The sequence below is a fragment of the Providencia stuartii genome (assembly GCF_029277985.1).
Lineage (GTDB): Bacteria > Pseudomonadota > Gammaproteobacteria > Enterobacterales > Enterobacteriaceae > Providencia > Providencia zhejiangensis.
Genome location: NZ_CP119546.1, coordinates 1,886,031 through 1,908,996 on the forward strand (window position 1 = coordinate 1,886,031; position 22,966 = coordinate 1,908,996).

The 22,966-nt window shown below is 38.2% G+C and carries 13 protein-coding genes, 2 tRNA genes and 1 pseudogene; 7 read left to right on the plus strand and 9 right to left on the minus strand.

Annotated features, from left to right (window positions below; translation table 11 throughout):
- Positions 1 to 9 precede the first annotated feature (9 nt).
- Together nrdA and ubiG are read right to left on the minus strand one after the other, a co-directional pair.
- Positions 10 to 2,301: a class 1a ribonucleoside-diphosphate reductase subunit alpha gene (nrdA, locus tag P2E05_RS08170; RefSeq protein WP_154624740.1), complete on the minus strand. Its 2,292-nt coding sequence runs from the start codon at positions 2,299 to 2,301 to the stop codon at positions 10 to 12.
- Positions 2,302 to 2,636: 335 nt separating this feature from the next.
- Positions 2,637 to 3,359: a bifunctional 2-polyprenyl-6-hydroxyphenol methylase/3-demethylubiquinol 3-O-methyltransferase UbiG gene (gene ubiG, locus P2E05_RS08175; RefSeq protein ID WP_154624741.1), complete on the minus strand. Its 723-nt coding sequence runs from the start codon at positions 3,357 to 3,359 to the stop codon at positions 2,637 to 2,639.
- A 241-nt stretch (positions 3,360 to 3,600) separates the two neighbouring features.
- On the opposite strand from ubiG, the gene gyrA reads away from it, so the two are divergent.
- Both gyrA and rcsC read left to right on the plus strand, forming a co-directional pair.
- Entirely contained in the window at positions 3,601 to 6,198 is a 2,598-nt protein-coding gene (gene gyrA / locus P2E05_RS08180; protein WP_163861152.1) for a DNA topoisomerase (ATP-hydrolyzing) subunit A, read from the plus strand.
- Positions 6,199 to 6,392: 194 nt separating this feature from the next.
- Positions 6,393 to 9,173, plus strand: a complete 2,781-nt coding sequence (rcsC, locus tag P2E05_RS08185) for a two-component system sensor histidine kinase RcsC (protein WP_244316509.1) — start codon at positions 6,393 to 6,395, stop codon at positions 9,171 to 9,173.
- Positions 9,174 to 9,262: 89 nt separating this feature from the next.
- Here rcsC and rcsB read toward each other — a convergent pair whose 3' ends face one another.
- Positions 9,263 to 9,913 (minus strand): response regulator transcription factor RcsB, encoded by a 651-nt coding sequence (gene rcsB / locus P2E05_RS08190; RefSeq protein ID WP_154624744.1) that lies wholly within the window; start codon positions 9,911 to 9,913, stop codon positions 9,263 to 9,265.
- Position 9,914: 1 nt separating this feature from the next.
- Positions 9,915 to 12,626 (minus strand): phosphotransferase RcsD, encoded by a 2,712-nt coding sequence (gene rcsD / locus P2E05_RS08195; protein ID WP_154624745.1) that lies wholly within the window; start codon positions 12,624 to 12,626, stop codon positions 9,915 to 9,917.
- 215 nt (positions 12,627 to 12,841) lie between these two features.
- On the opposite strand from rcsD, the gene P2E05_RS08200 reads away from it, so the two are divergent.
- Positions 12,842 to 12,929 (plus strand) — tRNA-Ser (locus P2E05_RS08200).
- Between the two features lie 5 nt (positions 12,930 to 12,934).
- Positions 12,935 to 13,010: transfer RNA gene (locus P2E05_RS08205), tRNA-Thr, on the plus strand.
- Between the two features lie 265 nt (positions 13,011 to 13,275).
- Here the strand turns inward: P2E05_RS08205 and P2E05_RS08210 are convergent.
- A pseudogene (locus tag P2E05_RS08210) lies at positions 13,276 to 13,876 on the minus strand (site-specific integrase); the annotation flags it as partial.
- A 42-nt stretch (positions 13,877 to 13,918) separates the two neighbouring features.
- Between P2E05_RS08210 and P2E05_RS08215 the strand changes: the two are divergent.
- The gene (locus P2E05_RS08215) at positions 13,919 to 14,080 is read left to right on the plus strand and encodes a DUF2612 domain-containing protein (RefSeq protein WP_269723991.1); all 162 of its coding nucleotides are present in this window, start codon (positions 13,919 to 13,921) and stop codon (positions 14,078 to 14,080) included.
- A gap of 654 nt (positions 14,081 to 14,734) precedes the next feature.
- Here the strand turns inward: P2E05_RS08215 and P2E05_RS08220 are convergent.
- The gene (locus P2E05_RS08220) at positions 14,735 to 15,022 is read right to left on the minus strand and encodes a DUF2645 family protein (RefSeq protein WP_154635564.1); all 288 of its coding nucleotides are present in this window, start codon (positions 15,020 to 15,022) and stop codon (positions 14,735 to 14,737) included.
- 1,693 nt (positions 15,023 to 16,715) lie between these two features.
- Here P2E05_RS08220 and catA point away from each other — a divergent pair.
- Positions 16,716 to 17,357 (plus strand): type A chloramphenicol O-acetyltransferase, encoded by a 642-nt coding sequence (gene catA / locus P2E05_RS08225; protein ID WP_247048089.1) that lies wholly within the window; start codon positions 16,716 to 16,718, stop codon positions 17,355 to 17,357.
- Positions 17,358 to 17,469: 112 nt separating this feature from the next.
- On the opposite strand, the gene P2E05_RS08230 is transcribed toward catA, so the two are convergent.
- The 3 genes from P2E05_RS08230 to P2E05_RS08240 all read right to left on the minus strand — a co-directional run bounded on the left by P2E05_RS08230 (position 17,470) and on the right by P2E05_RS08240 (position 21,322).
- Entirely contained in the window at positions 17,470 to 18,423 is a 954-nt protein-coding gene (locus P2E05_RS08230) for a glycoside hydrolase family 6 protein (protein ID WP_154623201.1), read from the minus strand.
- A 404-nt stretch (positions 18,424 to 18,827) separates the two neighbouring features.
- The gene (gene gltP, locus P2E05_RS08235; RefSeq protein WP_154635563.1) at positions 18,828 to 20,135 is read right to left on the minus strand and encodes a glutamate/aspartate:proton symporter GltP; all 1,308 of its coding nucleotides are present in this window, start codon (positions 20,133 to 20,135) and stop codon (positions 18,828 to 18,830) included.
- 524 nt (positions 20,136 to 20,659) lie between these two features.
- Positions 20,660 to 21,322: a GntR family transcriptional regulator gene (locus P2E05_RS08240; RefSeq protein WP_154621940.1), complete on the minus strand. Its 663-nt coding sequence runs from the start codon at positions 21,320 to 21,322 to the stop codon at positions 20,660 to 20,662.
- A 391-nt stretch (positions 21,323 to 21,713) separates the two neighbouring features.
- Here P2E05_RS08240 and P2E05_RS08245 point away from each other — a divergent pair, with 391 nt between their 5' ends.
- Positions 21,714 to 22,958 (plus strand): NRAMP family divalent metal transporter, encoded by a 1,245-nt coding sequence (locus P2E05_RS08245; protein ID WP_154621939.1) that lies wholly within the window; start codon positions 21,714 to 21,716, stop codon positions 22,956 to 22,958.
- The last annotated feature ends 8 nt before the right edge of the window (positions 22,959 to 22,966 follow it).

Genomic DNA, 22,966 nt, shown 5'->3' on the forward strand with positions numbered 1-22,966 from the left:
CAATTCCTATTAAATTTTACACGCGCCGCCTTCACAATCTGAATCCGCTGACTCAACAACTTCTTCCAGATCACCTTGAACATCTTCCGCGCCATCGCGAGTGTTATGGTAGTAAAGTGTTTTCACACCAAACTTATAGGCGAGCAATAAATCTTTTAGCAATTGATTCATTGGTACTTTGCCAGTTGCAAAGCGTGTAGGGTCATAGTTGGTGTTTGCAGAGATCGATTGATCAATAAACTTCTGCATAATACCGACTAATTGTAGATAACCGCTGTTTGAAGGCATTTGCCATAACAGCTCATACGCGCCTTTTAGATTTTCATAATCAGGAACAACTTGACGTAAAATACCGTCTTTCGATGCTTTAATACTGATATAACCACGAGGTGGCTCAATACCATTAGTTGCGTTAGAAATCTGTGATGATGTTTCTGACGGCATCAAAGCAGACAAGGTTGAGTTACGCAAACCATATTGTTGAATATCTTTGCGTAGCGCTTCCCAATCATAATGCAGCGGCTCATTGGTTAACTTATCCAACTCTTTCTTATAGGTATCAATAGGTAGAATACCTTGCGAATAGGTTGTTTCATTGAACCAAGGACATGCGCCTTGTTCTTTTGCTAATTCGTTAGAGGCTTTCAATAGATAGTATTGGATCGCTTCAAACGTTTTATGGGTCAAATTATTGGCACTGCCATCAGAATAACGAACACCGTGTTTCGCCAAGTAGTAAGCATAGTTAATGACACCGATACCTAAAGTACGACGGCCCATGGCGCCTTTCTGAGCAGCAATGATGGGGTAATCTTGATAATCGAGCAGGGCATCTAGCGCACGTACAGCGAGCACCGCAAGTTCTTCCAACTCATCAAGACTTTCAATCGCACCTAAGTTAAAGGCAGATAGCGTACAGAGTGCAATTTCACCTTCTTCATCATTGATGTTATTCAATGGCTTCGTTGGTAGTGCAATCTCTAAACATAGGTTTGACTGACGCACTGGCGCAATCTGTGGGTCGAATGGGCTGTGAGTGTTACAGTGGTCAACGTTTTGAATATAGATACGGCCTGTTGAAGCACGTTCTTGCATCATTAACGAGAACAGATCAACCGCTTTAACACTAGACTTACGGATATTATCGTCTTGCTCATAAGTGGTATACAGGCGTTCAAACTCTTCTTGATCAGCAAAGAAGGCATCATATAAGCCTGGCACATCGGATGGGCTAAACAGGGTAATATCTTGGTTTTTGATTAAGCGCTCATACATTAGCTTATTGATTTGAACACCATAGTCCATATGACGAACACGGTTACCTTCAACACCACGGTTGTTTTTCAGCACTAATAAGCTTTCTACTTCTAAATGCCATAGTGGGTAGAAGAGTGTCGCTGCACCACCACGAACACCACCTTGCGAACAAGATTTTACCGCAGTTTGGAAGTGCTTATAAAACGGAATACAGCCTGTATGGAAGGCTTCGCCGCTACGAATTGGGCTGCCTAATGCACGAATGCGGCCTGCATTCACACCGATACCCGCACGTTGAGAAACATACTTAACAATTGCACTGGATGTCGCATTGATAGAATCTAAGCTATCGCCACATTCGATCAACACACAAGAGCTGAATTGACGGGTTGGTGTACGAACCCCCGCCATAATTGGCGTTGGTAGCGAAATTTTAAATGTCGATGCGGCATCATAAAAGCGACGGATATAGTCAAGACGCGTCTCTTTCGGATAATGAGAGAACAAGCAAGCAGCAACTAAAATATACAGGAACTGAGCACTTTCATAAATCTCACCCGTAACGCGGTTTTGCACTAAATACTTACCTTCAAGTTGCTTCACCGCAGCGTAGGAGAAATTCATATCACGCCAATGGTCAATGAAACTGTCCATTTGCTCGAACTCTTCTTGTGAGTAGTCTTCCAGCAAATGCTTATCATATTTACCCATTTCGACTAGGCGTTGGACGTGCTTATACAGCGCTGGTGGCTCAAATTGACCATACGCTTTTTTACGTAGGTGAAATATCGCAAGACGCGCTGCAAGATACTGATAGTCAGGGGTATCACCTGTAATCAGGTCAGCCGCTGCTTTGATCATGGTTTCGTGGATATCAGAGGTTCTGATCCCATCATAAAACTGAATCTGTGAACGTAACTCCACCTGAGAAACTGAGACATTATTTAGGCCTTCCGCAGCCCAAGTTATCACTTTGTGGATTTTATCGAGATCAATGCGTTCTTTATGTCCATCACGTTTTGTGACTAACAGACTCTGGTTCATGAGCAAGTACACCTTGGTTGACCTACAAAATAGCATATCGCTAACATAAAAAAGCTCATAGATTAACTCCATGAGACTTGTAGTGTTAGATTTAAATTACATACTATATGTAGTGGTTTGTTGATTTTACTATAACAAGATAATGTTAATGTGCAGCTTTAGCAAGTGCACAAATCTGAGTCTTCTGTGGATAACTTTAGGGATAAAAATGATCACCATGTCGGTAAGCTGCAATATAAAAGGAATTCTATTAATCGAAACTCGCCACATGGTGATAAAAATTAATTTTGTAAAATGAGATCGTTTGCTGCTTTCTTAAACGTAACGCTTGCTATTTATTCGCTTACAGTATGGAGCATATAATTGACGTCAACGTTAGGGCCTAAGTAAAATTTATCCTTCAAAGGATTATAATGTAACCCAATGATATGTTTGTCTTTTAATTGGGTTTCATCGACCCAGCCTATCAGCTCAGAAGGGCGAATGAATTTTTTCGCATCGTGAGTTCCTTTAGGTACCATTTTCATCACATATTCGGCCCCGATCACCGCCATCAACCATGCTTTTTTATTACGATTAATGGTCGAAAAAATAACATGTCCACCCGGTTTCACTAATTTAGCGCATGCACGCACTACGGATTGAGGATCAGGGACATGCTCTAACATCTCCATACAGGTCACCACGTCATAAGCGTGTGGATACTTGTCAGCATGCTGTTCAACGGTTTCTTGCACATATTCAACAGGGATACCTGATTCTAATGAGTGCAAGCGTGCGACCATCAAGGGTTCTGCTCCCATATCAAGGCCTGTCACTTCGGCTCCTTCTCGTGCCATACTTTCTGATAAGATCCCACCGCCACAACCAACATCCAAGACTTTTTTACCAAATAAACCATCGATGCGTTGCATGATATAGCCGAGGCGCAGAGGATTAATGCGGTGAAGTGGGGCAAATTCACCTTCTAGATCCCACCAGCGAGAGGCGATCGCTTCAAATTTCTCAATTTCCTGCTTATCGACATTTTGATACGCTGAAGTTGAAGTATCATTCATGAGTGGAGCTCCTGTTACGAAATAGGTGTCCGAGCCGTAATACGTGAATTTATGGTGACTATGAAACATTTTTGTTGCTCTTACGCAATAAACTCAAAGTATCCGGACACATAAAGACATTTTTCCGCTATTATACATAGCTTGAAAGACAAATACTCACTTCTCATTTTTTTTATTAAATTGGCGAATTGTGGTATAGTTCTAAACCTTTGAATCCGAAGTTATGAGGGACAGTGGTTCCATGAGCGACATTGCCAGAGAAATCACACCGGTCAATATCGAAGAAGAACTAAAAAGTTCGTATTTGGATTATGCGATGTCCGTTATTGTCGGCCGCGCACTTCCAGATGTTCGAGATGGACTGAAGCCAGTACACCGCAGAGTACTGTTTGCGATGAATGTATTGGGAAATGATTGGAATAAACCCTATAAAAAATCTGCCCGTATAGTCGGGGACGTTATCGGTAAATACCATCCACATGGTGATATCGCTGTTTATGAGACGATTGTTCGTCTTGCGCAGCCTTTCTCTATGCGTTATATGCTGGTAGATGGTCAGGGGAACTTTGGTTCAGTTGACGGAGACTCCGCAGCTGCAATGCGTTATACGGAAATCCGTATGGCGAAAATTGCCCATGAAATGTTAGCGGATCTTGAAAAAGAAACCGTTGATTTCGTCCCAAACTATGATGGTACAGAGCAAATCCCAGAAGTAATGCCGACAAAAATACCTAACCTATTGGTTAATGGCTCGTCGGGTATTGCTGTAGGGATGGCAACCAATATTCCTCCACACAACTTAGGGGAAGTCATTAGTGGTTGTCTTGCTTATATAGATGATGAAGATATCAGCATTGAAGGCTTAATGGAGCATATTCCTGGGCCTGATTTCCCGACCGCTGCCATCATTAATGGCCGTCGTGGAATTATTGATGCTTACCGCACTGGCCGCGGCAAAGTCTATATCCGTGCCCGTGCAGAAGTTGAAGTCGATGAGAAAAATGGTCGTGAAACCATTATTGTTAGCGAAATTCCTTATCAGGTAAATAAAGCACGTCTTATCGAGAAAATTGCTGAGCTCGTTAAAGAAAAACGCGTCGAAGGGATCAGTGCATTACGTGATGAGTCGGATAAAGACGGCATGCGTATTGTGATTGAAGTTAAACGTGATGCGGTTGGTGAGGTTGTGCTTAATAATCTCTATTCACTCACACAACTTCAAGTCTCTTTTGGGATCAACATGGTTGCTTTGCATCAAGGCCAACCGAAGATCCTTAACTTAAAAGATATTATTGCCGCGTTTGTTCGCCATCGTCGTGAAGTGGTGACACGCCGTACTATCTTTGAATTACGCAAAGCACGTGAACGCGCTCATATCCTTGAAGCATTAGCCGTAGCATTAGCGAATATTGACCCTATTATCGAACTCATTCGTCAGGCACCAACGCCTGCTGAAGCGAAAGCAGGCTTAGTTGCACGCCCTTGGGATCTGGGTAATGTTGCTGCCATGTTAGAACGCGCTGGCGACGACGCTGCACGTCCTGAATGGTTAGAAGAGCAATTTGGTGTTCATGATGGTAAATACTACCTGACAGAACAACAAGCTCAGGCTATCTTGGATTTGCGTCTGCAAAAACTGACTGGCCTTGAGCATGAAAAACTGCTGGAAGAGTATCGTGATCTTCTGAAACAAATTGAAGCATTACTGTATATTCTACGTAGTCCTGAGCGTTTAATGGAGGTCATTCGCGAAGAATTAGAAGCTATTCGCGAAATCTATAACGATGCTCGTCGAACAGAAATCACTGAAAACTCTGCTGATATCAATATTGAAGATTTAATCAGTGAAGAAGATGTGGTCGTTACCTTATCTCACCAAGGCTATGTTAAGTATCAGCCATTGTCTGATTACGAAGCACAACGTCGTGGTGGTAAAGGTAAATCTGCGGCACGTATTAAAGAAGAAGACTTTATTGAACGTCTGCTGGTGGCTAACACCCATGATACGATTTTGTGTTTCTCCAGCCGTGGTCGCCTATATTGGATGAAGGTTTATCAATTACCTGAAGCAAGTCGTGGGGCTCGTGGTCGTCCAATCGTTAATCTGCTGCCACTCGAGCAGGATGAGCGTATTACAGCGATCTTGCCAGTTCGCGAATACGAAGAAGGGTATTATGTCTTCATGGCAACCGCTAGCGGTACGGTGAAGAAAACCCCTCTGCAAGACTTCAGCCGCCCAAGAAGTGCCGGTATTATTGCGGTTAACCTCAATGACGGTGATGAGCTGATTGGTGTTGATTTAACCAATGGTTCAAATGAAGTGATGCTGTTCTCGGCGCAAGGTAAAGTCGTTCGTTTCGCTGAAGATGCTGTTCGTCCAATGGGGCGTACCGCAACAGGTGTTCGTGGTATCCGTTTAGTGGATGAAGATAAAGTGGTTTCATTGATTATTCCACGCGGTGAAGGTCATATTTTAACGGTGACTGAAAATGGCTATGGTAAACGTACGGCTGAGCAAGAATACCCAACGAAATCTCGTGCCACTCAAGGTGTTATCTCCATTAAAGTGAGTGAACGTAACGGTAATGTGATCGGGGCTATCCAAGTGGATGAAACCGACCAAATTATGATGATTACCGATGCCGGAACTTTAGTGCGTACACGCGTCTCAGAAGTGAGTGTTGTAGGCCGTAATACTCAGGGTGTCACTCTGATTAGAACAGCTGAAGATGAAAAAGTTGTTGGTTTACAACGTGTCGCTGAAACGGAAGAGGATGAAACCTCTGATGAAGATAGTATAGAGAATAGTGCGGATGCTGATACAGATTCAGCCGAATAAATGTGAAGCTGAATAATTTAACGGGCGGTTTACCGCCCGTTTTGCTATCTATAACTAGCAGGTCTGACATTTATCGCTTTTTATCAGTTGTATCGAGTATACTTAATCGTCGTTACATAGCTGGTGTAGGATAAAACTTGAGATACTTACCATCATTTAGAACATCATTACGTTTATCACGTGATTTATTTCGTATCCTTGGTTTAATGCTATGGGGAATGGGGGTATTTATTACTCTGTTCTTTCTCTACACTCAATTCAACGAAAGTAAATCCGATATACGCCAGCAATTCTATTCAAGTTTTGAGAATATGCAGGCATTTATCTTACAGACAGGAACAACTTTACGTTCTATTCAGTTTATGACGGAACAGCATGAGGAGAAACTGGTTAATCAACCTAATTATCCGACACTGCCTGTGACCGGCTCTTATACCTTATATCCCTTATCCCCTGAAGCCGATTGTGTATATTTCGAAAATAGCACAACGAATTATCTTACTGCATTCGAGCAATTAATTTATTTTTGGAAAGACAGTATTGCTGCGCCTCAAGGGTTAAATCACGTGTTTGTGATTGGTTCTAAGAGCTACTGTATGATGGATTTTTCGATCCGAACGACAGTATCAGATATCGAAATGCTTAAGAAAATTGGCTATGAGAATATCAGGTCATACCAAAGCCTTAGATTACAAGGGCAAGAACGCAATTTATATACGGTGGTTCATGGCGCACAAACGGATTCAGGACAACTTTATTTAATCCAACCTATCTATGTTGACGGCCGTTTGTATGGATTTATCGGTTTAGAGAGAACGATTAGCTTAAACCAATTTAATCAGCGTTCTAATAAGTCAATTGAATCGGTTGTCGTTAACGCCTATAACCAACCCGTTTTATACAGCACTGCGGACTCTAACCCAAAAAATTCCAGTCTATTATCTATTTCTGAGCCAAGCTTTTTTGGTTTTAATTCCGATTATTCAAAGCTAATTTTTAAAAAGCGCTTAACGCCTTCCTTAATGACGGTTATTTATGCAGTACCAACCAGTGAGATATTAGCAGAGCACAAGGTAGCCATCTTTTATAGTGTGATTATTAACATTATTACAGGAGGGATGATCTTTTTCTTAATTTTGCTGTTAGAACGAAAAATGCTAATACCCGCGGCGAATACGGCTATTCGCCTCGAAGAACACGAACAATTCAATCATAAAATCGTAGCTTCAGCACCTGTCGGTATTATTATTCTAAGGCTCAGTGATGGTGGTAATATCTTGAGTAATGAACTGGCTCATGACTATTTCCGTTTATTAAGTGAAGATGATAAGCAGCGTATACTGACGATTATTCGACAAAAATCGAGTAATTATATTGATGTGGTGACAACGAGTAGTACACATCTACAAATTAGCTTTGTGAATTCACGTTATCAAAACGAAGATGTGGCGATTTGCGTGCTTATCGATATTAGCATTCGTGTGCAAATGGAAAAATCGTTGCAAGATGTCGCGGATGCCGCAGAGCAAGCGAACCATGCCAAATCAATGTTTTTAGCGACGGTAAGCCATGAATTACGAACACCGTTGTATGGAATTATTGGTAATATTGAATTATTACAGCGAGCTGAATTATCAGATAAAGCTAGTCGGTTGGTTACAACGATGGATAATTCATCATCACTGTTATTACAGATTATCAGCGATATTTTGGATTTTTCTAAAATAGAATCCAAACAGTTAAAAATTGAAAATAAACTATTTAATTGTCGTGACGTTTTTGCTTTTGTTTTAGCCAATTATTTGCCTTTAATTGCCAAAAAACAGATTGCAATCTATTCCTTTATTGAACCCAATGTGCCGGATTTATTGCTGAATGACTCTGTTAGGCTACAACAAGTCATCTCTAATATTGTTAATAACAGCATTAAATTTACAGACTCAGGTTTTGTGATTTTTTATGTTTGGCGTGATGAAAACTATTTAAAGATTGAAATTAAAGATTCTGGAATAGGGATGTCTCAGGCGGTTGTTTTGCAACTATTCGACCCTTTCTTTCAAGTTTATGATCAGAATAACGTGGGTCATAAAGGGACTGGTCTAGGCTTAGCCATTTGTGAAAAATTGATTAGCTTGATGGATGGTGATATCGAAGTTAATTCACAAACGGGGCTAGGTAGTTCATTTATTATTCGAATACCTCTTTATGGGCAAAAATATATTGAACAAAAAACACCGGAGTATCGTTTTAGTTATCGGATAGCAATTAATTGCCAAAATCAATTTTTAGCTGACTTTTTAGCCAAATTACTCAGATACCATCATTTTGTGGTATTTTCCGGTGATGAAATAGAAAAAACAGAAAGTTATGATTTGCTTATTACTGATAGTGAAGAGCCACATAAGTGTAATGTGAAAAAGGAAATCCAACTCAGTGGTTTTTATGTGGGTGACTTACGTGAAATAGCGCCTAATAAATGGCTATATAACACTTATCAAAATGAAAAATTACCCTTTATTATTGATAAAGTGATTTCAAAAACAGTTGAGGGGCAAGTCGCAAAAGCAGAGTCAATCAAAGCGAATTCACTTGAAATTGATGGCTCACTATCTGCTTATCAAGTATTAATTGTTGATGATCATCCAATTAATAGGGTGTTATTGAGCGACCAGATTGCCAATATTGGCTTTTGCACATCGACTGCGGTTGACGGCCTAGATGCGCTAAAATACGTAGAGAATCATACGGTTGATATTGTCTTGACGGATGTCAATATGCCTAATATGGATGGCTATGAGCTTGCTAAAGAACTCAGAAAACGGGGTTCAGCGGTCCCGATTATTGCATTAACGGCGAATGCAATGGCAGATGAAAAGCAGCGTTGTATAGATTCGGGAATGAATGATTGTTTATCAAAACCGACAAAAATCACAATACTGAAAGAAACATTATTAAAATATGTGATTGCCCAATAGGTATAGAATGAAGCGAGTGGTATCGAGAGGGAAGAGAAAAACCCATTTTATAGGGTTTTTCATCAATAATATAAAGATAATTCAATAGGTTAATCGCTAGGTGAATTATCAATACTGACAGAAGATAGGTAGTTAAGCAATGCGATATCATTATCAACACCAAGCTTCAACATCGCTGATTTCTTTTGGCTACTGATTGTTTTAATACTACGATTCAGCTTCTTAGCAATTTCTGTCACCAAAAAGCCTTCTGCAAATAGGCGTAAAACTTCACTTTCTTTTGGTGATAAGCGTTTGTCGCCGTAGCCACTTGCATTGACCTTCTCAAGCAGTTTACTCACACTTTCAGGGGTAAATTTTTTACCTTTTTGTAATGCGGCTAATGCTTTAGGTAAGTCAGCGGGAGCACCTTGCTTCAGAACAATCCCTTCAATATCCAATTCAAGGATAGCACTTAAGATAGCAGGGTTATTGTTCATTGTCAGAACGATAACCGAAAGGTCCGGATAGTGGCGTTTAATGTATTTAATTAATGTAATACCATCACCGTATTTATCACCTGGCATCGATAAATCAGTGACTAAAACATCAGCATTTAAACGTGCTAAATTATTAATTAAAGATGTTGAGTCTTCAAATTCACCAACGATATTGACCCATTCTATCTGTTCGAGTGACTTTCTGATACCGAAAAGAACAATAGGATGATCATCGGCAACAATGACATTTAGGTTATTCATATTATTGGTTACCTTCTAGCATTAGTTTTTTCACTGAAATATCCAGTTCTCTAATGCAATTACTTATTTTTAAGCTATTTTCTTCTGCTATGTAAAGTTCCAAATCTTCACAAAGCTTGTGAAGGAACCTAAAATCTAGCATAGCAAAAACTCCTTTTAAACGATGTGCTGTGTTTTTCAATTCGGTCAAATCCTCAACACTTTCGCTATTATACAGTTTATTAATATCTATCGGTACTGTTGTTATGAACAATTCCTTATAATCGCTTTTTGATAAAATATGTTGATAAGTGTGAAGTATACTTTCCATTGATTCATCATTGGTTTGAGCAAGCTCTTGGCTAGCAAATGGAATATGACCAATGGACTCTAAATTATTATCATCAGATGCTGCGTGTTCGATAAGCAAAGATATAGCATCAATCAGCTCATCTGCAAAGTTATAGTTAACTTCTAAATGCTGTGATGTGATTGAGTTGACACCTAGCACCGTTCCAGAAACTTTTATGATGTTTTTAAACTGGTTTTCATCATTATCAGTGATCAATAAATCCCAATCCGAGTGTGGCGAACTTTCATGTAAGTCTAAAAAGTCAGCGCCGTAATGTGTTAGTGTGTTTCTGATTATTCTTGAAGCATCAGCATTATGAATAGCTAAACGAATATGTATATCTTCAAGTAAAGTCGGATAGCTATCGGCCATTGTTGCTGATTTAACAGGCAAAATAAGTTGGTAATGAGAGCCAATAGCAGGGCTACTATTAATTGTAAAAGTCCCATTCATCTTTTTACTGATTGCTTTACATAAATAGAAGGTAATGCCGGAACGGCTAAATCGTGATGAGGTAAGTACTTGCCCCGAAAATGGATGCTGAAGATTACTCAGTTCGTGTTTGGTGAGCCCCATACCACTATCTCTGATATCAATGATAATATGATTTTTATCTTCTTGATAATTAAGGGTAATAGACACTTTTCCAAAAGAGGTGGTATCGATGGAGTACTCAAAAATGAGTTGTAAAAGATGTCTTAGATAGGTTGGATCTAATGAAAACATAGATTCAGGATTAATGTTATTATAAAAATAAAGCGTTAATCCTTTACTTCTAAGACGAAAAAGATTTTGTTTTAAAAATTGAGTGAGTAGTGAACTAACGGAAATTTTCTCAGCAGATGATTTACTGGCAGATGACTCAAGTGAATTTAATAAATTAATATTATTAAACCAGCGGCTAATATGAGTTGTTTGCAGGACGATGGTATCAATGAAATCTTGCTTATTTGCTGTCGGAGATTCAATAAGTCCTTCAACGGCGTTATTTAACAGCGTTAAGGAAGGTTGAATTTCCTTCTGCATATTCTCAAAGACAACCTTTCTTAACTGAATATTTTTCTTATACTCACGGTTAGCGAGTTCTTGTCGCCGTTGTGTCAATGCTTCTTTATCTTTATCAATAATAATGAAAAGATAAGTATCTTCTAGCATATTAATTTTAACGAGAATGACTTCATAAACGTTGTTCTCAATCGAGATTTGGATCATGTCATGGTTATTTGTAGCCAATTCCTTGATATGGTTAAGATCCATAGACGGTAATAAGGAGTTGGCCGCATTATTACTGAGCAATTTTTTATTGGTTGTAAAGTCATACACCAAAATACCGTAACTAATGTTGTTAATGATGTCGTGATTAAGCGTATCTTTCAGCTTCAACTCATGTTGCATAATCGAGTTAGGTGAAATAATCCGTTTACGAATAAAGATACTGGTAAAGAAAGCCAGTAATGTCACAATAATGATGCAAGTCAACAGCCAAAGGTTATAACCAATGATACCAACAACCAGATCTTTTAAGGGAACACGATAATAAACCTGATAATTGCTACCTTCTATCTGTTGTGCAAAAACGATACTAGTGCCTCGAAGTTCAACATTAGAAAGCTTATTTGTGTCACTGTTGCGTAGTGATAAGGAAATATTATCGCCTTTAAGGTTGGTTGGCAGTATAGAGTTGATTGATATATCAAAAGAAATAACACTGGTTAACTGCCCAGGCGAGTTAAACATCAAACGGTAGGTATAGTAATAGATATGCTCAGGTGTCAGTTTTTGTAGATTAGAAATAATCTCTCTTCTATCTAACAGTGTCGACTGGGTTAACATGTCTGTACGCTTTTCTTCCGCGGTTAACGTGAGATAGCTCTCTTTAAAGCGCAATTCAGGTTTTAAAATAGAATGTGTGGTTACCAAGACTAGTGTGTTATCAGAACCATTAAGAAAATACATTGAGTTGTATTCATTGCGTGCCCCCCAAACAATTTCCATGTAGTCGGCAAGCTTACTTGCTAACTGAATATTTTGCTCCTTATCATTACCAAATAAAATGGCATCGATAGTTTGGTTTGAACTGCTTAGCCAAAAAACATCGTGGCGGATTTTTGTAAGGTGAGGGGGCGAGGGAAGCGTTGTGACTTCAGAAAGTGGCGTCAACTTCTCATTAACCAGCTTGTACATCAAATTGGCTTGATAACGGTAATCTTCAATCTGATAGGCCAACTGTTTTGCCATGGTATCCAACGCGGCTTTACGGCTGATAACCCATGAATGATATGAATTATAAAGCGACAGAGATAGCATCACGACCAGTAACAGGATAAAGACGTAAAATAGGCGGGAAAGCAATGTCGTTTTTATTAGTAATTGTCTGTACATATTATGGTGAGCAGTCCTGTCGGCAAAAATATATTAATTGATTAAAAATCATACGCCTATGAAAATGTGAGACACCGATTTTGCACAGATATTAACACTTTTATTATGAAATAGAGAACAATTGAGTGAAGATTAGCCAAATAGAATAAAAAAATCAATTTTTTTACTTTCAGGGGTAGACAAGCTGCGTCGATTCCTCCATAATCGCGCCCCATGGAAGGATGGCCGAGCGGTCGAAGGCAGCGGTCTTGAAAACCGCCGATGGGAAACCATCCTAGAGTTCGAATCTCTATCCTTCCGCCATATTCGCCGGCTTAGCTCAGTTGGTAGAGCAACTGACTTGTAATCAGTAGGTCACCAGTTCGACTCCGGTAGCCGGCACCAAATAAGAACCCGTTATTGTCCACTAATGTGCGTCAATAGCGGGTTTTTTCTTGTTTCTAATAAAAAATGCTGTTTATTTATCCAGCAAAACTCGTTATTATCCGGTGATATCCTTCAGTTTTGAGGGTTCAAAAGCGGGTACTTGAATTAGGGTGAGGGTACAAACAGTGAAGCTAACTGCAAAACAAATTGATGGCGCAAAGCCTTGCATAAAGGACTATAAACTTACAGATGGTAGTGGGTTTTTTCTTTTTTGTAATTCATGTCATTTAACCACCTCTAATAACTGATGGGACATATTTGGGACATCTTCATCAAAAAGAGCATCAATTTTCATTGCGTGTTCTTTCAAATGGGATGGGGCAAGATGCGCATATCTCTTGACCATTTCTATGGATTCCCAGCCGCCCATTTCTTGAAGTGCAGATAATGGCACTCCGGACTGAACAAGCCAACTCGCCCAAGTATGCCTCAAGTCATGAAATCGAAAGTTTTCTATGCCAGCTCTGCGCAATCCTGTTTTCCAAGCTGTATTATGGTTAATTCTCATTTTGCTAACTTTAGCTGTTGGCGTTCCATCTGACCTATGCCATGCTTCAGTATGAACAAATACAAAGCGCTAGTGTTTTCCTATTTGTTCTTTCAATACCTTGCAGGCGGTATTATTTAGGGCAACACCTATCGCTTTCCCTCCCTTTGCATCTTCAGGGTGGATCCAAGCTAGATCTATCTGTGATCATTCAAGATGGAGTATGTTTGAACGTCTTAACACTGTAGCTAATACAAAGATAACAACCGGTCTAAATATTTCAGGCATACACACATAATTAATGTGCAGCTTCTTTCTTTGTAAGCCAACGCACTCTAATTTCACTTTCTGCCTGATTTTTATTGTTGGTAATTTTTCTATCTACTTCATCGACAATTATAGCGTGTCGATGAACGTTGTTATCTCAGCTAGTTACTTAACACCGTTTCGGATCTATGCAATCAAATGCCTCGACATTTTATCGAGGCTGATTGGCGTTAATTATCAATATCTTGTTTGTAATATTAGTGGGTTGTTATAGGGCTAGCTAATTGGCTATAAAAAATAAGGCGTTCTATTTTTTTGAATAGAACGCCTTATTAACAATAACTAAGCTACTCAATGTCATCAGCCGATAAGGTATTGAAATCTATCATGTGCTGATCAGAATTAACCACATTGTGTTGATTATCACAAATTTCATTCGATAACATTTTACAAGTATGTTTTATACTCTTTTCATCAATTCCTAGCCACTCTGAAAACAATTGAAAGAGGAAGGACTTGGTGTGCCTCAAAGTTATGAGAAAGCTGTCAAATTATACAAAAGAGCTTATCAACTAGGTTACACCGATATTCAATTACGGATTGACTACTTAGATAAAAAAATGCATAAAAAAAATAACTAATGTATGGATTTAACATAAAGGTGCTTAAGCTACCCAATGCTTAGGCACTCAAAATTCCCATCTTCCTACCGTAAAAAAGACCATTTTGTGTTGCTCATTTGTTATCAAAATGGCGGTTTCGGTTTCACGGTAAAAATAACGCCAACCGGCTATTTTTCCAGAATTGCCAAGATTTTTGGGTTGGTATAGGTGTGGCTGTTTCGGGGGGGAGGGGCGGTAACTTGGATTCGATTAACAGTATTGCCTGTTTAACATCATGGGTTTTGGAGGAACCAGTAGAATATTTCTTAGCAAAAAGTAAACCGAAGAAAAAATGACCATATAATATATATAATGACAATTAGTACATAGGACCACCTTAACTTTTTATTTCTTTCAAAAAAGAACAATAAGATACATGGTATTAATATTAAAATAGGCTCAATTATATACCTACCTCCAAGGGGAAGTTGACAAAGATTATCTACATCCCCATCACCAACCATCCATTCATAGTCAGATGTTGAAAGGATATTAATTAATAGTAATAAAAAGATTAAATACAGAAACGCGCCTATTTTTAGTATTATTTTCATATCAAGAAATTCCTAGAAGCTTTCTAATTCTATCTCTATTTTCTAAAATCCTCCTACCATAAGATGTCCACTCTCTAATAGGTTCTCCTTTGTTTGAGTAATAAGATTGAATAAAATCATCTAGTTTTCTAGCCGTTCCTCTCTTTATATTTGGTTAAATAATCAGCATCACCAAATGTATTCCACCATACTGTGTCTAGTAAATCCCATTTAGGGTAATCAGGAAAATTGTTCTGCACAACTGAATCAGGACACTTTTCTTAAGGAATTTTGTTCATACTCAATGGGTGGCAGATCACCGTTGGCAGTATGAAACCTTTGCAAATCACAGTTCTCATCTCGAAACGAAGCGTTACCAATTAGCAGTGTAGGGCAAGAATGGTAAATGCGTAATTGTCAATAAACAGGCCATTTCCTCGCTGTAGGTTTAGATGACTTCATTCCTTAAATATCTAATGAGAACATCAATTACACCCGAAACGTCATCATGCATAAGAATGGAAGTACAAACTAAAAAGATAAAAAAATTTCCAAGTTTAAAAAACATATCTACATTATTTCCATATTTATAATGACTTAATCTTAATACCTATTGTAACAAATAGAAACATTTATCCAATAAAGGTTATTGAGCATCGAAAATAGACGGTTGGGTTAAATATCACTAAAGATACACACTTTCAGAAGTAAACGGCTCAAACAAAAATGGCTCCCGAAGTATCTTAATGCTCTGTAGGCGATATTAGGTTAAAGAGAAGAGAACGGCGGTTTGCCGGTATTAGTGATAGTTAACATTATTTATGAGTATATTGGCGCAATCAAAAACAACGACTGTGCTGTTTTGGGCGTTTTTAGTGCAGATTAGCAGCGGGTAGCATGCCGCTTTGGGATATTTTCATTTATTTATGAATACAATCACCAGCAGGTGACAATATTTTTGGCTTTAATATAGATAATACATGACAGTTTTAAACTGACGTATGGTTAATACGTCAGTTTATGATCTCTGGATAAAGCGTTTAGTGATAAGCGGGTTATTTTTTTATAATTCGCTGATAGATTAATGGGCTATATAGGATAATAGCTAAAGCGATATACCCGAATATCCAGCTCAATTGGAAGTCATGGGCATAAACACCAACAAAGCTAATAATTAGTGCGGTTATTCTAAAGCCGAAAAGATTAAAAAGAGAGTATAGTAACTCGAAAAGAAAACTAAAAATTCCCACAATAGCTTCTATAAGAGAGTCCATATTTATTCCTTATTTCCATCATTTCTCTATTTCGAATAATTTTACAGTATTAAGTCAAATTTTTATAGGGGAAATGATGATAGAAAGGGGCATCATTGTTATAAAACAGTCATTAAATTCTGGTGTTTATTTTTTATCTCTTTGATTAAAAAGATAATGTAAATGTTATTGGATTGAAATAGTAGACATCGTTGATTGTGCTTTTTATCGGGGGTAAATGTTATAAATTTTTTCTATAGGGCAAAAATGATGCATTTTTTAGAGACTAGCTTTATTATAATAAACACCTTATTTGAGTGGTTCCGAGTTAATCGGATCTGACAGCAATAAATGTATGCATTATGTCATGATATGGAGCAGAAAATATGTTGCTTAGTAAAGCAGAGAGAGTCGCCCTTCTTCGTTAAAAACCATTATTAATCAACGAGAAGGGCAATAAAATGAATTATACTAAAGTGAATATTGATGAGTGGAATAGAAAACAACATTTCTCATTTTACCGTCAGGCGATGCCATGTGGGTTTAGTTTAACGACTCAGCTAGATATTAGTACGCTAAAATCGGCAATTGTTAAGCAAGGTTATAAACTTTATCCTGTTATGATTTACCTTATCTCTAAAGCGGTCAACCATTACCCTGAATCACGTATGGCCATAAAAGAGGGGGAGCTTGTACTGTGGGATCAGGTCAACCCTGCTTATACGGTTTTTCATCAGCAGACAGAAACATTTTCACAGTTATGGACTGAATATAATGATGACTGGTCGATATTTTTATCTCATTACCAGCAAGACCAATTATTATATAAAGATTGTCTCGATTTGATGGCTAAACCAGACTACCCGGAAAATCATTTTTGCATTTCGATGATCCCATGGGTGAGCTTTGAAGGGTTCAATTTAAATGTGGCTAATTTCACTGATTATTTTCCACCTATTTTTACGATGGGAAAATATCATTATTCAGGTGAAAAGGTGCTACTGCCTCTTTCAGTGCAAGTACACCATGCAACTATTGATGGTTTTCATATGGCGAGAATGGTGAATCAAATACAAACACTGTGTGATAACGTTGAATATTAGTATCGCTGTCGTTATTCATTAGTATAAAAGAAAGTGCTGATAACGATGATTATCGGCACTTTCTATATTTCTAGAGAAACTGACTCATCATCACGGTGCTTCTGATTGTAGATTAATCCCCATTAACTAATCGCACGGCTAAATCAGGACTGAATACACCCGCTTTAGGGCCTCCATGGCAATCTGCTTTAGGTGAAAAATCCCCATCTGATTCGCCAGGTGGTTTAATCCATGCTGTTTTAACAGTAGCAGAGATATCTTTCGGGCCTTCACCAATTTTACGACCCATTGGATTGCACCATTGGTTAGGTAGTGATGAGGCTCCATTACCATTACGAGAAGTATCAATAATGATATTCGGGCGAGCATTAGAAAGTGCGGCGATAAATTGATTTATCTCTTCGCCATATTTGATAGTTGGCTCGGTAGGGTGATAATTAGAAACATTTAATGAGAAACCATAAGCGTCTTTTATACCCGCGTTGACCAACTGTGTTGCCATTTCTTTTGCTGGCTGCCATCGCATATGACCAGCATCTATATATAGATAAACATTCGGACTTAGTGTTTTAAAGCGAGTGACAGCATAATTGAGTAATTCAATCCTTTCTTTACGTTGTGATGGCGTTAAACAGCTCATATCGGCTAAGCCATCAGGCTCAAGAATGATCGTCACCTTAGTATCTGAAATTGTTTTAGCGAGTGTATTAATCCATGTTTGATACTTTTGAGTGTTGGCACTGTTATCCGCTGACGCTTGTCCAGAGCAATCTCGGTTAGGTAACCCGTATAGAACAAGCATCAATTGAGTTTTTTGTTTATTGGCCTGCGTGATATAGCCTGAAATTTGCTGAGTTAATTCTGTTTCATTTTCTTGAATTTTGGATAGCCAAATTGCGGTAGGAACAGAGGCAATTTTTGTATTGATGAGTACGGCTCTTGGGTCATGCTTATTTTTTTCTACCCATAATGCAGCTGAAGATTTGGGGTCAATAAAATAGTCTGCTGCCATGAGCTTACCTATATAACAAGCTGAAATTAAAAATGGAAAAATGATTTTATTCATAGTATCAACTCCGGTTTTAATAAGATGTAATAGCGTAATCAGTTGATATAAATATTAAACATATTTATTAATGCATTAGCTGCTTAATCATTTAGTTTTACCCTGCTAAACCGGATTGAATAATTTAGATTAACAACATGATTTGATATGGTCTGTAACGAAAAAGAATAATAGACAGTATCAATATTATTATTTTAATAAGATGAATTTTTAACATGACGGAGTGATAAAGTAAATATACTTAGTTATTTTGGTGTGGTGATTCTTGAACTGAGTTCTCATTGTTTATATTAATAGAAATTATCAATAATAATGATGTCTTAATTCAGTTATTAAAGATAGATTGGATATAACTAAAAAAACACCAAGTGTTAGCTTGGTGTTTTCGCATATACGCTCAATAGTTAGAATGTTTTTTCATATTCTTGAGCTTTGACTTCATCATAGTTATGTTCCCATTTAGCAATAACCAATGCAGCAAGGGCATTACCGATAACATTCAAGGCGGTTCGTGCCATATCAAGAATACGGTCAACGCCCGCAATAAAGGCTAATCCTTCTAATGGGATACCTACACTGCCTAAAGTGGCGAGTAGGACAACGAAAGATACACCCGGTACACCAGCAATTCCTTTTGATGTAATCATTAACGTAAATACAAGAATTAACTCTTGGCCGATAGATAATTCAATGCCATATAACTGAGCAATAAAGATAGCCGCAATACTCTGATAAAGTGTTGAACCATCAAGATTAAATGAATAACCAATAGGAATAACAAAGCTGGTAACAGATTTAGGCGCCCCGTATTTTTCCATTTTATCCATAATACGTGGCAATACGGTTTCAGAACTTGCTGTTGAATAGGCTAATAATAACTCGTCTTTTAAGATTTTCATTAAAGTAAAAATATTAATTTTACAATAGCGAGCAACGAGTCCTAACACAACGATTGCAAAAAATAAGATAGCACAATGTACAAGGATCACTAATTTTAATAATGGAACGAGTGAGGCAAAACCAAAGTTGGCAACGGTGACTGAAATAAGAGCAAATACCCCGATAGGAGCGTACAGCATAATCATGTTAGTGACGCGGAACATCGTTTCTGAGAACGTTTGTAGCACATCCAGTAAGGGTTGCTTTTTCTCTTTAGGTAATGAAGAGAGCCCTAATCCGAATAATACGGCAAAGAAGATCACGGGTAACATTTCACCACTCGCCATAGAAGCAAAAATATTACTTGGTACCATGGTTAAAATGGTATTAATGATACCGGAAGGGTGACTTTCTACTTCTTGCGTGGTTTTCTCATATTGTGAGATATCAACTTGCGTGAGTTGTGACATATCAATGCCAACACCGGGTTGAAAGATATTGGCAAAACTGATCCCGACAACTATCGCAATCGTTGTAATCACTTCAAAATAGAGAATCGTTTTAAATCCTAATGAGCCGAGTTGTTTAGTATTACCAACACCAGCGATACCCACAATAAGCGTTGAAATAACAATTGGCACGACGATCATTTTAATTAACTGAATAAATATTTTTCCCGCTGGGGATAAAACATTCACAATTAACCAATCTTTATATTCTACGCTTTCATGCAAATAGGCGCCGACAATAACCCCTAAAATCAGTGCAATTAATATTTGCCATCCTAGGCCAAACTTAAATGTTTTCTTCGTGGAAATGTGGTTTGAAGTCATAATGAAATCTCAAATATATTAATATTTTTTATGTTTGTGTTTTTACGATCGCAATTCTTATAACTAATATTCGTTAAAACTACAACTATTGATTCGTAAATATTGAATCATTTAGTTGAGTGATTGATGTTAGCAATCATTTTTTATCTTTGATTTGTATATATTTGTAACAGTATCTTTCAGTTACTCATAAAGAAAGGGATTGTATGGGGAATCGGTAATACGAACTTTAAATAGATAATGTTTTTTTATTGTTTTCATTCTGTAACTTAAATGTTATTAGATGGATGAAAAGTATTCTAAAAAAAGACATTAATAGAATGGAGATATTAAATAAATGAAGGCGCCATTAACTATAAATAGAAACTATTTTTATAATTAATATTCTAAATAAATTGGTGAGATATCAGTATCGTGATGACATGAAGGGGATATTTCATAAAATAGAGTCATTAGCTCTTTATGCTCTGAAAAGCCTCGCTAATAGGGATGGATTAATAGAACAAAAATTAATAGAGCAAAAATTAATAACCGGATTGACGACGCTTGTAGGCCGCAAGTAGGGTACGCTCCGATAAATCTAAATACTGGTGTAATTTTTCAGCGGCTTCAAGATTATGACCTGCATCCAATAATTCTAAGATGGACTGATTCTTATCAATATAAGGCGCATATAAAATTTTAGGGTCATTCAGATGACCAAAAGCCAGTCTTAACTCAGCGGCGATATTACGATAAAGTTTAATCAGTCTTTCACTATCAGATAATTCAACGATAGCGGTATGGAATTTCATATTTGCAGTTCCAACGCCAACCCAATTTTCAATTTTCTCTTGTTCGTGAGCTTCACTGACGGCTTGTTTCATTTTTTGTACAGCTGGATGCATTGCATATGCGTGCCTTAATGAATCACATTCAATCAACCGGCGAACTTGGTAAATATCGATGATTGCCGCCATGTCAGGGATAGAAACAAATACTCCCTTATTTGGTGCATAAGTCAGTAATCCTTCTTGCGTTAAAACCCGAAATACCTCACGTAATGTGTTTCGAGAAATCGCTAATTCTTCACTGAGAGCCGCTTCTGATAAGCGTTGGCCTGGCGTGAGTTCTCCAACCGTAATTTTGTGGCGGATCGTTTCGGCGATAGTGACGGATAAGGTCTGCGCAACAGGTTGTTTAGTCATATAAGTCGGTTTGTTATGGATGAATAGCCAATAAAGCGTGCCATAAAAGAATATCTTCACATATTCCCTAAAGGGCTTCAAGGTTCCTTTTGGTGCACTATGACATGGTAACCCATTATTTTGCACTTGATTGGTGCATCTACCTCTTGGAACGCATTCAACTTATGTTAATTATTTGCGCGTTTTGTTAAAAAAGTGATCACCATTTGATTTTTAACCTACCAACCACGATTTTTATTGCTTACTTATTCGCCATTCACTATTAATTGTTCAACAATGCATTAAAGATAGATTAACAATCAATTTCATTAGTAGAACAATGGCACGTTTTTTGCCTTTATCACTATCACAACATCAATAACGACAAAAACAATTCGAAAGGAGTATGCATATGGCAGCTCAAGAAAACACAACCACCAGCAGTGCTGAATTTGTAAAAAATAGGCGCACTTCATTAATTGGTGCGATTTTCTTAATGGCAACATCCGCAATTGGTCCCGGTTTTATCACTCAAACTGCAACCTTTACCGTTACATTAGGGGCTGCATTTGCTTTCGGGATCCTCGCGTCAATTATTATTGACTTTGTTGTCCAACAAAATATTTGGCGAGTAGTGACATTAACGAAAATGCACTCCTCTGAGATAGCCAACGCGACCATTCCTGGCAGTGGCTATGTGTTAGCTGTATTAGTCATATTCGGAGGGCTCATCTTTAACATCGGAAATATTGCGGGCGCTGGGTTAGGGTTAAATGCCCTCGTCGGATTAGATCCTAAATGGGGAGGATTAATCAGTGCATTATTAGCGATTTATATTTTCTCTTCTCGTAAGGCGAGTACATTCATTGACCGTGTAATAATTGTGTTGGGGTTAGTCATGATAGGGCTGACACTATTTGTGGCCTTTGCCTCTAATCCACCAGTTGGGGAAGCATTACGCCAAAGTGTCCTGCCAGATACTGTTGATTTTGCAATGATCACAACGATTGTGGGCGGTACAGTAGGCGGATATATCTGCTATGCAGGTGCACATCGCTTATTAGATAAAGGTGCGGTGGGTGTTGAAAATATTCATGTTGTTTCAAGTGCTGCGACTAAGGGGATCCTAGTTGTTGGCCTCATGCGTTACATCTTATTCCTCGCTATTCTTGGCGTGGTAGCAAGCGGTGTGACCATTGATATTTCAGGTAAGGCTGCAAATCCTGCATCCCAAGCGTTTCAAGCTGCTGCGGGTAATTTTGGATTGCGCATTTTTGGATTGATTTTATGGGCAGCGGCTTTGACGAGTGTAATAGGCGCTGCTTATACCTCAATGAGCTTTATTACCGCATTTAAAAAATCCATTACAGAAAGGCAGCGTAACATTGCCACAATCATATTCATTGCAATTTCATTAGCTGTTTATTTAATGATGGGAACGGCACCAGCAGCCTTATTGGTATTTGCTGGTGGCTTCAATGGATTAATTTTACCGATTGGTTTAACTATCTTTGTTTATATCGGGTGGAAGCGTGCTGATTTGATGTCCGGATATCATTATCCGCGTTGGTTGCTATGGTCTGGCGTTATTATTTGTGCCCTGACATGGTATATGGGCGCCATGTCGGTTGAAGCTATCTTTAATTATTTGAAGTAGAGGTCAAA

Bases quoted from the DNA above. Each gene is read 5' to 3' on its own strand.
- gyrA (WP_163861152.1), top strand. From the start codon at position 3,601: ATGAGCGACATTGCCAGAGAAATCACACCGGTCAATATCGAAGAAGAA.
- rcsD (WP_154624745.1), bottom strand. From the start codon at position 12,626: ATGTACAGACAATTACTAATAAAAACGACATTGCTTTCCCGCCTATTT.
- P2E05_RS08220 (WP_154635564.1), bottom strand. From the start codon at position 15,022: ATGAAAATAATACTAAAAATAGGCGCGTTTCTGTATTTAATCTTTTTA.
- gltP (WP_154635563.1), bottom strand. From the start codon at position 20,135: ATGACTTCAAACCACATTTCCACGAAGAAAACATTTAAGTTTGGCCTA.
- P2E05_RS08245 (WP_154621939.1), top strand. From the start codon at position 21,714: ATGGCAGCTCAAGAAAACACAACCACCAGCAGTGCTGAATTTGTAAAA.
- P2E05_RS08230 (WP_154623201.1), bottom strand. From the start codon at position 18,423: ATGAATAAAATCATTTTTCCATTTTTAATTTCAGCTTGTTATATAGGT.
- rcsB (WP_154624744.1), bottom strand. From the start codon at position 9,913: ATGAATAACCTAAATGTCATTGTTGCCGATGATCATCCTATTGTTCTT.
- nrdA (WP_154624740.1), bottom strand. From the start codon at position 2,301: ATGAACCAGAGTCTGTTAGTCACAAAACGTGATGGACATAAAGAACGC.
- P2E05_RS08240 (WP_154621940.1), bottom strand. From the start codon at position 21,322: ATGACTAAACAACCTGTTGCGCAGACCTTATCCGTCACTATCGCCGAA.
- ubiG (WP_154624741.1), bottom strand. From the start codon at position 3,359: ATGAATGATACTTCAACTTCAGCGTATCAAAATGTCGATAAGCAGGAA.
- catA (WP_247048089.1), top strand. From the start codon at position 16,716: ATGAATTATACTAAAGTGAATATTGATGAGTGGAATAGAAAACAACAT.